Annotated in this window: 13 protein-coding genes; 6 read left to right on the plus strand and 7 right to left on the minus strand. The window is 61.9% G+C overall.

Going from position 1 to position 11,244, the window contains the following annotated elements:
• Positions 1-114: 114 nt before the first annotated feature.
• Positions 115-1,809, minus strand: a complete 1,695-nt coding sequence (locus AC5ZG5_RS26995; protein WP_456644301.1) for a SulP family inorganic anion transporter — start codon at positions 1,807-1,809, stop codon at positions 115-117.
• 173 nt (positions 1,810-1,982) lie between these two features.
• On the opposite strand from AC5ZG5_RS26995, the gene AC5ZG5_RS27000 reads away from it, so the two are divergent.
• Together AC5ZG5_RS27000 and AC5ZG5_RS27005 are read left to right on the plus strand one after the other, a co-directional pair.
• A complete protein-coding gene (locus AC5ZG5_RS27000; protein WP_456644300.1) occupies positions 1,983-2,837 on the plus strand; it encodes an alpha/beta hydrolase family protein in 855 nt (284 codons plus the stop codon).
• 30 nt (positions 2,838-2,867) lie between these two features.
• A complete protein-coding gene (locus tag AC5ZG5_RS27005; protein WP_456644299.1) occupies positions 2,868-3,464 on the plus strand; it encodes an invasion associated locus B family protein in 597 nt (198 codons plus the stop codon).
• Positions 3,465-3,480: 16 nt separating this feature from the next.
• Here the strand turns inward: AC5ZG5_RS27005 and AC5ZG5_RS27010 are convergent, their stop codons facing one another.
• Together AC5ZG5_RS27010 and AC5ZG5_RS27015 are read right to left on the minus strand one after the other, a co-directional pair.
• Positions 3,481-3,933 (minus strand): response regulator, encoded by a 453-nt coding sequence (locus AC5ZG5_RS27010; protein ID WP_456644298.1) that lies wholly within the window; start codon positions 3,931-3,933, stop codon positions 3,481-3,483.
• A 129-nt stretch (positions 3,934-4,062) separates the two neighbouring features.
• Entirely contained in the window at positions 4,063-4,695 is a 633-nt protein-coding gene (locus tag AC5ZG5_RS27015) for a response regulator transcription factor (protein ID WP_456644313.1), read from the minus strand.
• Between the two features lie 227 nt (positions 4,696-4,922).
• On the opposite strand from AC5ZG5_RS27015, the gene AC5ZG5_RS27020 reads away from it, so the two are divergent.
• Positions 4,923-5,609 (plus strand): helix-turn-helix domain-containing protein, encoded by a 687-nt coding sequence (locus tag AC5ZG5_RS27020; RefSeq protein ID WP_456644297.1) that lies wholly within the window; start codon positions 4,923-4,925, stop codon positions 5,607-5,609.
• A gap of 149 nt (positions 5,610-5,758) precedes the next feature.
• On the opposite strand, the gene AC5ZG5_RS27025 is transcribed toward AC5ZG5_RS27020, so the two are convergent.
• On the minus strand, positions 5,759-6,109 hold the full coding sequence (locus AC5ZG5_RS27025; RefSeq protein ID WP_456644296.1) for a phasin: 351 nt from the start codon (positions 6,107-6,109) through the stop codon (positions 5,759-5,761).
• Between the two features lie 336 nt (positions 6,110-6,445).
• Between AC5ZG5_RS27025 and AC5ZG5_RS27030 the strand changes: the two genes are divergently transcribed.
• Genes AC5ZG5_RS27030 through AC5ZG5_RS27040 form a run of 3 tightly spaced genes read left to right on the plus strand, consistent with a single transcriptional unit; the run spans position 6,446 to position 8,219 of the window.
• Positions 6,446-7,093, plus strand: a complete 648-nt coding sequence (locus AC5ZG5_RS27030) for a CoA transferase subunit A (RefSeq protein ID WP_456644295.1) — start codon at positions 6,446-6,448, stop codon at positions 7,091-7,093.
• Between the two features lie 3 nt (positions 7,094-7,096).
• A complete protein-coding gene (locus AC5ZG5_RS27035; RefSeq protein WP_456644294.1) occupies positions 7,097-7,747 on the plus strand; it encodes a 3-oxoacid CoA-transferase subunit B in 651 nt (216 codons plus the stop codon).
• A gap of 13 nt (positions 7,748-7,760) precedes the next feature.
• A complete protein-coding gene (locus AC5ZG5_RS27040; protein ID WP_456644293.1) occupies positions 7,761-8,219 on the plus strand; it encodes a MaoC family dehydratase in 459 nt (152 codons plus the stop codon).
• Positions 8,220-8,251: 32 nt separating this feature from the next.
• On the opposite strand, the gene fabI is transcribed toward AC5ZG5_RS27040, so the two are convergent.
• From fabI to AC5ZG5_RS27055, 3 genes are read right to left on the minus strand one after another with little or no spacing between them, the layout of a single operon-like run.
• Positions 8,252-9,043 (minus strand): enoyl-ACP reductase FabI, encoded by a 792-nt coding sequence (fabI, locus tag AC5ZG5_RS27045; RefSeq protein ID WP_456644292.1) that lies wholly within the window; start codon positions 9,041-9,043, stop codon positions 8,252-8,254.
• Positions 9,040-10,254 carry an acetate/propionate family kinase gene (locus AC5ZG5_RS27050; RefSeq protein ID WP_456644291.1) on the minus strand — a complete coding sequence of 405 codons (1,215 nt, stop codon included), beginning with the start codon at positions 10,252-10,254 and terminating at the stop codon, positions 9,040-9,042. Before AC5ZG5_RS27050 ends, fabI begins: the two co-directional genes overlap by 4 nt.
• 5 nt (positions 10,255-10,259) lie before the next feature.
• Positions 10,260-11,231, minus strand: a complete 972-nt coding sequence (locus AC5ZG5_RS27055; protein WP_456644290.1) for a phosphate acetyltransferase — start codon at positions 11,229-11,231, stop codon at positions 10,260-10,262.
• Positions 11,232-11,244: the final 13 nt, after the last annotated feature.

The raw sequence follows: 11,244 nt of genomic DNA on the forward strand, positions 1-11,244 counted from the left end.
GCGGATCTCTCCGATCGTCGTGAACGCCGACGTTTGATCGTGCTGGCTCCCTCCGCTGCCCCTTTGATCCAAGTCAATGCCGCGTAACTCGTGGCGAGGTCCTCAGGCGATCGATCATCCGACGGCGTTGCTCTCGCCAAGCACGCTGTCGAGCGTCCGCATCCAGTTGCGGCTATCGGTCTTTTCCGCCAGCCCATCTGCCTGCAACAGGTCGCGCAGTTGGCCATGAGCGCCGACGATGCAGAACGTCACTTCACGATCTGCCAGTTCGTCATGCAGATCATGCAACATGCGCGCCCCGGCCAGATCGATGAAGGGCGATGCCGAGAGATCGCAGACCACCAGCTTGATACCCGACGATTTTCGGAGCGCAGCCAGGACGGCGTCGAGGATCGTCTCGGCGTTGACGTAGAGCAGCGATGCTTCAGGACGGAATGCGATGACGCCGGCCAGCGGCTCCACCCCATGATGCCTGGCGCTGTCCGAATAACGGCCGGTTCCAGGGAGCCGTCCGAGAAACGCCACATTCGGTTGCGACGCGTGGACGAGCAGCAGGAAGATGGATGCGAGTGCCGCAAGCAGCACGCCTTGCAGGATTCCAAGCAGCAGCACCGAGGCGAGCGCGATCGCCGCAGCATAGAAATCGATCCGGCTGATTTTCCACATGCGCAGCAGCGCCGGGATATCGACCAGCCTGTATACGGCGGCAAGAACGATGGCAGCGAGCACCGCCTTGGGAAGATTTGTCAGCAGTCCCGTGAAGAACAGCAGACACAGCGCGAGCGTGACCGAGCAGAGCACCAGCGCCAAAGGCGTACGGGCCCCAGCCGCGTCGTTCACCGCAGATTGCGACAGGCCGCCGGCAACCGGATAGCCGTGGCCGAACGCCGCCGCGAGGTTGGCCGCACCCAGTCCCAGAAACTCCTGCCGGACATCGAGGCCGTAGCCATGCTTGGCCGCGAAGCTCCGCGCTGCGGAAACCCCCTCGACATAGGCGAGCAACAGACAGCCGGCCGCGATCGGAAACAACTCTTCAGGCTCCGACAGTCCGAATGACGGCACTGCAAACGCCGGCAGCCCTTGCGGGATCGCCCCGGTGATCGGCACTCCGAGCGCCGGCAGGCCAAATATCGATGCGACCAGAATCGACAGTGCGACGACGGCGAGTCCAACCGGCTTGCCCGGCAGGACGCGTTCGCCGATCAACAACAGCAGCAGCGCAGCAAGACCGATCGTCAGAACGAGCAAGTGGACGTCGCCGAGCTGCCCGGCGAGCCGAACAGCCCGGTCAAAAAAGTTGTGGCCACCGCCGGCGACACCGAACAGGCTGGGTAGCTGGGTCATCATGATCGTCAGCCCGGCGCCCGCCTTGAATCCCACCAGGATGCTGTCGCTGATCAGGCGTACCAGAAGGCTCAGCTTGAACAGCCAGGCGATCAGGCAGAGCAACGCCACTGCGCAGGCCACCAGGCTCGCGATGCCGGCGTATCGCGCCGGATCGCCCGCGGCCAAAGCCCCGACCGAGCCGGCGATCATGAGCGAGATCGCGGATGTCGGACCAATCGCAAGCTGACGCGAGGAGCCGAGGAGCGCATAGCCGACGCCGCCAAGCAGATAGCCGTAGATTCCGACATGCGGCGGCAGTCCGGCGAGCGCCGCATAAGCGAGCGAAACCGGTATCGCGTAGGCGGCGAGCGTAATTCCCGCGACGGCGTCCGAAGGCAGAAAGGAAAGCCGATAGTTTGTAAGCCACTCCACCGGCGGAAAGAGCCGCGTCCATCCCGGTTGCTGAGATGACGATGACTTCATGTGAATTGGCCTGTCACGAGGCGCTATAGCGGTCGCCGAAATGCTCCGATGAACGACGGCCTGCGGCCAAGCGGGATTGATCTGGATCAAGCGTCGCTTCGGATTCGATCCGTCAACTCGCCTCGTAACAGCGGAGCTCTGATATGGGTCAGGCTTGCTCACGATTCCTGATAATGCTGTTCGTTGTCCTCAGCCAGATCGCGCCGGCGCGCCCTGACGATCAGAACGCTGTCGTGCACATTCAGGAGGAAGTCTGGGCGCTACCGCTCGTCTTGCCGACCATCGCCTATGTGGTGCGTCCGGTCGGCGGCGGCCCTTTCCCGCTCGCCATCATGAACCACGGCGTGTCACTTGACCCGGTGCAGCGCAGCTTCTTTCCGCTGGTCGAATTCCGCGACGCCGCCATGTGGTTCGCGCGACGCGGCTACCTCGTGGTGGCACCGGTCGGGTCGGGCTACGGCGCCTCGGCCATCGACATACCCGAGCGCGGGCTCTACGGACCGTTCTTCTCCAAGATCGGCAATTGCACCAATCCCAATTTCCGCGACGCCGGCATGGCTGTTGCGCAGCTCGACCTCTGGATCATCGACTATATGGCTGCCGAGAAGAAGATCGTGCCGAAGGATGTCATCGTGATCGGCCAATCGGCCGGCGGCTGGGCGTCGATCGCGCTTTCAAGCGTGAACCCGCCGCAGGTGAAAGCCATCATCACCTTTGCTGCCGGACGCGGCGGCCGCGTCGATGGCAAGCCGAACAACAATTGCGCCCCGGACAGACTGGTCGAGGCTATCAGTGAATTCGGCCGTACCTCGCGGGTGCCGATGCTCTGGATCTACATTGCAAACGACACGTTCTTCGGCCCGACGCTGTCGAAACGGATGCACGAGGCGTTCACCGCCGCAGGCGGCAACGCCGAATACCACCTTCTTCCGCCGTTCGGCGACGATGGACATTTCCTGGTCGGCTCAGCCGACTCCATTCCGATCTGGGCGCCGCTCGTCGGTGCGTTCCTGGACGGGCACAAGTAGCGACGGTGATCGGCGCTGAGGAGCACAGCCATGACGATGCAGCCTCCCGAACCGTTTTCGATCCTGTTCGCCGCCCTGATATTATCAGCGATGATCGCGGCCGGGCCGGCGAATGGACAAAAGGTGCCGACTGGTGCGCAAGCCGGGGAGCCCGAAATCGCGCTTCGCGGCCAACGTGAAGCGCGCGACATCAGGTTCGGCGACTGGGAGAAGGTCTGCTTCAAGCCCGGCGGCGCCAAGATGGTCTGCCGCACCACCATCAGCGGCAGTTTCAATACCGGCCAGACCGCGGTTCGTGTCTATCTGACCGAGCGCGAGGACAATAGCGGCGCGCGGCTACAGCTTTTCCTGCCGGTCGGCCTCTATCTGCCAGCCGGCGCCACGCTCACCGTCGATCAGGGTACGACCTATCGACTTCCGTTCACGTGGTGTCTCACCAACACCTGCATTGCGGGTGACCTCGCCGACCTAAACCTGCTTCACGACATGGACTCCGGCAAGAAACTCCTTCTGCAAGTGGTCGACACGAACTTGCTTTCGGTGAGGACGCTACTCCCGCTCGATCAATTTGCGGCCGTGCGCAGAGGCGCACCGGCACGCCTTTTCGAACAGGATATTGATGAGTGAATATCGGCAAGCTCCGCTAGGCGATAGCGGCTGCCATTTTTTCGATCGGCTCGATCAGCGATTTTGCCGAGAACGGCTTGGTCAGGTAAGCGACACATCCCGACTCCGTCGCCGCCGTGCGGTTCGCGTGGCTATCATTGCCAGTGATATAGATGACCGGCAGGGTGATGCCCTTGTCCAGGAGCCGGCGACGCAGATCGATGCCGGATTGACCATTCAGATTGATATCCAGGATGATGCAGAAGGCGCGGCCGAAATCGCCGTGGCCAAGCAGCGCGCTGGCGGAATCGAACAGCGTCGTGTCAAAACCGTGCTGCCCCAGCAGACGCTTAAGGCTCCTGAGCATGGATCGGTCGTCATCTACGACAAGAACAGATCTTCGATTCGACAAGGTGATGGCTTCAGCTTTTCGAGGATGTTTTCGGCTATCTTCTGCAGAAGGCGACCTGACCGCGAGCCGAGAAACCATGCTGATTTCACACGCGCCTGATACGCGCTGTCATTAAGATGTGATATTGTCCGTTCGTACAGGTGTCCTGAGGGAACCGGGAGCGTTTGCGCATCTTTCCTGCGAGATTGGATACTTCGATTTCGAACGCTAACGGGCTGCATCGTTGCTTGAGTCGAGCACGCCGAGCCGTTCCGCGATCGACACCAATTCGGCGAGCGAGTGCACTTGCATCTTTTCCATCACCTGGTGGCGATGTGCTTTCACCGTGCGCTCGGTTGTTCCCAATTGATGCGCGATCTGCTTGTTGATCTTGCCGCGCACGATCAACTCGAACACCTGTCGCTCGCGCGGGGTCAATCTCGCAAGCAGCGAGCGATGGGAATCGAGCCTGATGCGCTGGCTGCGCGTTGCCTCGTGACGGGCAATCGCGCGCTCGATTGCATCGATCAACTGTGCCGAAGACACTGGTTTGGTCAGGAAATCCTCAGCGCCGGCCTTGATTGCCCGCACGGTCGTCGCCGTGTCGGCGTACCCGGTGAGGAACACGATCGGCAGCGTCGAACCGAGTTCGCTGAGACGATCCTGCAGTTCGGGACCGCTCAGGCCGGGTATCCGCACATCGAGCAGGATGCATCCCAGCCGCTCATTGTCCGACAGACGATCCAGTAGCTGCTGAGCGGACGGATAGGTTGCGACCTCATAACCGGCGAGCTTCAGCCGCCGCTCAATGGCCGTCCGAAACGACGCATCGTCATCAACCACGTGAACGAGGCCAGGCAATTTTCCCTCCGAGGAGGCATGGAGCCGCACCGTGACCGGCAATCTCGCCGCCAGTCCGACACCATTGCCTACTTGTCCCATAGTACAATGGTCCGTGGGACAATGATTAGGAATGCTGCCTTCGTCGCAGATCAACCTTGGCGAGACCGGACCCGATACCGAATTCTTGCAGCGCAATAGTTCTAAAGACTGATAGAATTCGTGACGTTCAGGTGAGGAGTTGGGCCATGTTTTCCTATGTTAACATCGATCCGGCAGCGTCCCTACCTAATATGCTCGGCGCGTTCGGCATGGCGAGCGCTTCCAGCCCGATGATGACCCTCAACGAATTTACGTACAAGAAAGGGACAGAGATCTACGGCGAGAAAGAGCCTGCCGATTACGTCTACCAGGTCAAGTCTGGCGCGGTGCGAAGCTACAAGCTGCTTTCAGACGGCCGCCGCCAGATTGGCTCGTTTCACCTGGTCGGCGATATCTTCGGGCTGGAGAACGGCAGCGAGCATCGCTTCACGGCCGAAGCGATCGTCGACACCGCGGTGCGCCTGGTGAAGCGTCGCAGCCTTGAACTAGTAGCCGAGAGCGACGCCATGGTCGCCCGCAACCTGCTGAACATGACCACGAACAACCTGCAGCATGCCGAGGATCACATGCTGCTGCTCGGCCGCAAGACGTCGCTCGAGCGCGTTGTCGCCTTCCTGCTCGAAATGGACAAGCGCCTGACCGCGGCCGGCGTCTTGGCGCTGCCGATGTGCCGCCGCGACATCGCTGATTATCTCGGCCTGACGCTGGAGACGGTCTCTCGCGCCCTGTCGCGGCTACACGAGCTCGGTATCCTCGGATTCATCGGCAACAACCAGCGCCAGATCGTGCTGTTGGACCGGCCCCAGTTGGCTGGCCTCGATCTGCAGAACTGAACGGCCCTCCCGGTGTCGTCGCTCTGCAATACGGGCGATGGCGACCACAGCGACGGTCACCATCGCGTGGATCATGATGTTGGATCCGCTGATGGTTGCGACGACCACGAATTGAAGGGCCACAGCCAGCACCGGGCCCGCAAGGCAAATCAGCTCTTGGGAGTAAACACGCCGGTTGCGGCTTTCATGGCCGATTCGCCCATGCTCCTCCCCTGTTCCATCAGCGCTCGCATCTGGTCCTGGAAGAACTCGGACTGAATTCTGACTACATCAGGCACGTCCTTGGCCTGGATCAGCCGGTCGCAGAGGTCGAAGGTCGCCGAAGTCTGGCGCCGCATATGATCGCAAAACTGCTTGGCCTGCCCGGCAATCGGAAGCTGCGAGGAGCTCATCCCCTTCTCAAGCATGTCAAAATAATCCGAATTGGCCTTGCGAACACGACTGAGATTCTCGGTGAGCATCGCCCGAACATTGTCCGCTGCCACTTGGGGGTCCGACATTGCATCCTCCTCTCTTGATGAAATCTACTAAAGGTTCCGTCTATTTCGCGAGGCCGCCGAACCAGCCGTCATAGAGCGCAGCCAATTCGAGATCCATGCCGGTGCCGGGCACGATGGCCAGTCGACGGTCCCTCACAGCTTTCCCCATTGTCTCGAGGTCGGCAAGCGCAATCCAGCCGTCCTGCTCACCCAAGAGCGCAAGACGCGGATGCCGGATAACCGGTATCCATCGCTCCGGCGAATACCCTTGATACAGATCAAAGCGACGCGATGAGCGGGGACCAGCATCGCGCGGGTACCGCCCCGATCAATCGCGTGCCGGCCGGAGTGCCAATCATGAAGGCTATTTCCGTCGAAGAAGCCGTTGCGAAGATCCCGGCCGGCGCGAGCATCATGGTCGGCGGCTTCATGGGCGTCGGGACGCCGGAACGCCTGCTCGACGAAGTCGTACGCCAGCACAAGACGGGCCTTGCCTTGATCTCCAATGACGCGGCGATACCCGGAAAGGGCATCGGCAAACTGTTCGATGCCGGCCTGGTCTCAAGCCTGACCGCAAGCCACATCGGCCTCAATCCCAAAGCGCAGCAGCAGATGCTGGCCAACCAGATTGCCGTCGACCTGATTCCGCAGGGGACGTTGGTGGAGCGCATCCGCGCCGGAGGCTGCGGCCTTGGCGGCGTGCTCACGCCGACCGGCGTCGGAACGACGGTTGCCGAAGGAAAACGCCAGATCGAGATCGACGGAAAAGCGTTCCTGCTCGAGATCGCATTGCGAGCCCAATTCGCGCTGGTCCACGCCTTCCTCGCCGATTACCTCGGCAACCTTTCTTATGCGCTGACCGCGCGCAACTTCAATCCCGTCATGGCGATGGCCGCCGATACCGTGATCGTGACTGCCGAGCACATCGTTCCGGTCGGCGTCATCGCGCCCGACCATGTGGTCACACCGGCGCCGCTTGTCGACTATCTCATAGCGAACGAGTGAACCATGGATGCACAAGAGATCATCGGCCGCCGCGTGGCACGCGAGCTTCGCACCGGCCACCTGGTGAACCTCGGGATCGGCATTCCAACGCTGGTGGCCAACTACGTACCATCAGACATCAAGGTGTTCTTCCAGTCCGAGAACGGACTGATCGGCACCGGTCCGATCCCGGAGCAAGGGTTGGCCCATCCCCTTCTGACCAATGCAGGTGGACGACCGATCAGCGCGCTTCCGGGGGCCTGCACCTTCGACAGTGCGATGTCGTTCGGATTGATCCGCGGCGGCCATGTCGACGTGACCGTGCTCGGCGGCCTTCAGGTCGACGCCGAAGGGCACCTCGCCAACTGGATGATCCCAGGCAAGATGGTGCCAGGCATGGGTGGCGCGATGGACCTCGTCAGCGGCGCCAAACGCGTCATCGTGGCGATGCAGCATGCCGCGAGGGGGAAATCGAAGATCGTCAGAAAATGCACCCTGCCCCTGACGTCGTCGCGAACAATCGACCTCGTCGTCACCGACATCGCCGTGATCGGCTTTCCGGACGGCAAGGCGACGTTGATGGAGACCGCTCCCGGGCTCACGGTCGCTGAGGTCATGGCGGTGACGGAAGCCGAACTCGTCATTCCCGACACGGTTCCGGAAATGACGATCTGACGGGGTAACGAACATGCGGGTATTCAGCGACTTCAACGAGATCAAGTCCGCAGTTGGCACCGAGATCGGCGTCAGCGACTGGATCGAGGTCACCCAGGACCGCATCAACCTGTTCGCCGAAGCGACTTGCGACGAGCAGTGGATCCACGTCGATCGGGAGCGCGCCAAAAAAGAGTTGCCCGGCGGCACCACCATCGCCCACGGGCTGCTGTCGCTCGGGCTTGCCCCGCTGTTCATACGATCGGTGATCGGGTTGAAGGGATTGAGGAATACTCTCAACTACGGAGCGGATCGCATCCGCTACCTTGCGCCGGTGCCGGCGGGCTCGCGGCTGCGCGGCCGCGTCACCATCGCCGAAGCCGAGGATGTGCCGCCGGACGGCTTGCGCGTGCACTATCACCTTGTGATCGAGATCGAAGGCGGCGCACGGCCTGCCTGCGTCGCGGAGCTGATCGCGTTGCATTATCGGTGAGGCCCCGGTCGCGGCGAGGGGAGCAAATGCCCTCAATCGATGATGTGATAACCACCATCGATATACATGACGGTGCCGGTAATGAGTTTTGCACCGTCAAGCGCCAGGAATGCCGTCGCGTTGCCAACGTCATCGATGCTGACGAGGCTGCGGGTCGGCGCCTTCGACTGCGCCTTGTCCATCAGCGCGTCGAAATCAGGAATACCCGAGGCGGCGCGCGTGGCGAGCGGACCAGGTGAAATCGCGTGAACCCGGATACCCTTCGGCCCCAACTCCGCCGCGATGTAACGCACGGCGGCCTCAAGCGCTGCCTTCGCGACGCCCATGACATTGTAGTTCTCGACCACCATCTGGCTGCCGTAATAAGTCATGGTGAACAGCGTTCCGCCGTTCTTCATCAACGGCTCAGCCAGGTGAGCCATGCGCATGAACGACCAGCATGAGACCTCCATCGTCTTCAAGAAGCCATCCCGTCCGACATCCACGACGCGGCCGTGCAGCGCTTCCTTTGGCGAGAACGCGATCGAGTGCAGCACGAAATCAAGCCGGCCCCAATCCTTCTCGATGCGCTCGAACACCTGCTCGATCTGGCCTTCGCTGTTGACATCGAGCGGCATGAAGATCGGCGCTTCCAGCGCCTGCGCCAGCGGCTCGACATGCTTTTTCGCCCGGTCGTTCAGGTAGGTGACGGCCAGATCGGCGCCGAGCGCACGAAACGCCTTGGCGCAGCCCCATGCGATCGATTGATCGTTGGCAATGCCGACAATCAGGCCCTTCCTTCCCTTGAGGGCCACCTTGGTCTCCGGAAACAGGGGAATATTCATGACACCCTCTGACGGTTCGCGTTGGGCGATTGATTGTTCAACAGAACCGACAGGGTGTGCTGCGCGATCATCAGTTCCTCATCCGTCGGTATGACGTACACCGGAATGCGGCTGTCGGACCGCGATATCAGCCGCGCGTGGCCGGCATTCGCGGCCGGATCGAACGCAATGCCAAGCCAGGCCAACTGCTCGACGATGCGTGAGCGAATTCCTGCCGAGTTCTCGCCGATGCCGGCCGTAAAGACGAACGCGTCCAGACCCTGCAGCGCCGCCGCCAGCATGCCGACGTTGAGGCATGTCCGATAGACGAAATACTCGATCGCCAGTATCGCGTGCGGATCGTTGCTTGCCTCCAATTGCCGCATGTCATTGCTGATGCCGGAGAGGCCCTTCAGTCCACAACTGCGGTAGAGGAAATCCTGGACGTTCGAGGCCGACATTCCCTTTTCAGATATGAGATAAAGCACGACGCCGGGATCGATCTGCCCCGGACGTGTCCCCATCGGCAAGCCATCAAGCGCGGTGAACCCCATTGTGCTCTCCACGCTGCGTCCACCGTTCAGGGCGCACATCGACGCACCGCTGCCGAGATGGGCGACGATCACCCGCCCCTTCGCGACATCTGGCGCGATCTGCGGCAAGGTTCTCGCGATATATTCATAGGACAGGCCGTGGAATCCGTAGCGCCGCACGCCCTCGGCGTGGAGCTGATAAGGGATCGCGTAGTGATCCGCTACCGGGCCGTGGGTGCGGTGAAAGGCAGTGTCGAAACACGCCACCTGCGGAAGGGCAGGAAAATTGGCGAGCAGCGAACGGATCGGCGCCAGATTGTGGGGCTGATGCAGCGGCGCCAGCGCGACATAGCGCTCCAGGCGCGACACTACGCCATGGTCGATCAGCACCGGCCGCTCATAGTCCGGACCGCCATGGACAACGCGATGCCCGACGGCCATCGGGGAGATGCGAAGCTCGTCCCGCAGCCACGCTCCCGCAACAGCCATCGCGGCCGGGATGTCTGAGACGCTTTCGATCTGGTAGGCCCGCTCCGCCAGCGGATCGCCGTTTGCATCGACAGCGCGCAGGCGCGGACGGCTGCCGATGCCATCCATCTGGCCCTTGATCTGCCGCCGCAGCCTCCCTTCCCCTTCAATCGCAAAGATCTGGAACTTGACGCTGGAGGAGCCCGCATTGACAACGAGGATCGTATCCATGGCGATCACGCAGCCGCAATTGGAGCAAGCCGGCGCCGCGCGTCGGCATAGAGCGCCGCGACCGCGCAGGAGGCCATGCGCGCCCGCGGTGAATCCGCACGGGAGGTCAGAACGATTGGCACCCGGGCCCCGAGCACGATGCCGGCGCTGTCGGCGTTCGCGAAATAAGCCAGATTCTTTGCCAGCATGTTGCCGGCCTCGAGATCGGGAACGACCAGGATCTGCGCGCGGCCCGCGACCTCGGACTTTATTCCCTTGATCGTGGCCGCCTCCACATCGATCGCGTTGTCGAAGGCAAGCGGTCCGTCGAGCAAGCCGCCGATGATCTGCCCGCGATCCGCCATCTTGCATAGCGCCGCGGCCTCGATGGTGGACGGGATCTTGGACGTGACCGTTTCGACCGCCGACAGGATCGCCACCCGTGGCAATGTGCCGAAACCAGCCTGCGTGAAGAGATCGATGGCATTCTGGATGATGTCCCGCTTGTCATCGAGATCAGGGAAAATATTGATGGCCGCATCCGTCACAAGCAGCGTATCGGCATAGGCGGGGACATCCATCACGAACACATGGCTGATGCGCCGATCGGTCCGCAAGCCGGTCGCCTTTGCCGTGACGCTGCGCATCAGCTCGTCGGTGTGCAGGCTGCCCTTCATCAGCATTTCGCCCTTGGCCGCATGAATCAGCTCGACGCCTTTGGCGGCCGCGGCGTCGCTGTGGGGAACATTGATGATCTCGACACTGGCGATGTCGAGGCCATGCTTGCTTGCGGTGTTCCTGATCTTGGCTTCGGGGCCGACCAGCAGCGGACGGATGATGCCGGCTTCCGCGCTGTCCAACGCACCGCGCAGCGATGTCTCGTCGCAGGGATGCACGACAATGGTCGGCACCGGCGGCACGGCCTTGGTGGCCGCGATCAACCGATCATATTTGATGTGGGGTCGCACTTCGCCTGAATCTGCGGGCATGACGCTCATGGTGGCGCTCCGG

This window comes from Bradyrhizobium sp. Ses1 (assembly GCF_059512365.1).

Bases quoted from the DNA above. Each gene is read 5' to 3' on its own strand.
- AC5ZG5_RS26995 (WP_456644301.1), bottom strand. From the start codon at position 1,809: ATGAAGTCATCGTCATCTCAGCAACCGGGATGGACGCGGCTCTTTCCG.
- AC5ZG5_RS27000 (WP_456644300.1), top strand. From the start codon at position 1,983: ATGCTGTTCGTTGTCCTCAGCCAGATCGCGCCGGCGCGCCCTGACGAT.
- AC5ZG5_RS27005 (WP_456644299.1), top strand. From the start codon at position 2,868: ATGACGATGCAGCCTCCCGAACCGTTTTCGATCCTGTTCGCCGCCCTG.
- AC5ZG5_RS27010 (WP_456644298.1), bottom strand. From the start codon at position 3,933: ATGGTTTCTCGGCTCGCGGTCAGGTCGCCTTCTGCAGAAGATAGCCGA.
- AC5ZG5_RS27020 (WP_456644297.1), top strand. From the start codon at position 4,923: ATGTTTTCCTATGTTAACATCGATCCGGCAGCGTCCCTACCTAATATG.
- AC5ZG5_RS27025 (WP_456644296.1), bottom strand. From the start codon at position 6,109: ATGTCGGACCCCCAAGTGGCAGCGGACAATGTTCGGGCGATGCTCACC.
- AC5ZG5_RS27030 (WP_456644295.1), top strand. From the start codon at position 6,446: ATGAAGGCTATTTCCGTCGAAGAAGCCGTTGCGAAGATCCCGGCCGGC.
- AC5ZG5_RS27035 (WP_456644294.1), top strand. From the start codon at position 7,097: ATGGATGCACAAGAGATCATCGGCCGCCGCGTGGCACGCGAGCTTCGC.
- AC5ZG5_RS27040 (WP_456644293.1), top strand. From the start codon at position 7,761: ATGCGGGTATTCAGCGACTTCAACGAGATCAAGTCCGCAGTTGGCACC.
- fabI (WP_456644292.1), bottom strand. From the start codon at position 9,043: ATGAATATTCCCCTGTTTCCGGAGACCAAGGTGGCCCTCAAGGGAAGG.
- AC5ZG5_RS27050 (WP_456644291.1), bottom strand. From the start codon at position 10,254: ATGGATACGATCCTCGTTGTCAATGCGGGCTCCTCCAGCGTCAAGTTC.
- AC5ZG5_RS27055 (WP_456644290.1), bottom strand. From the start codon at position 11,231: ATGAGCGTCATGCCCGCAGATTCAGGCGAAGTGCGACCCCACATCAAA.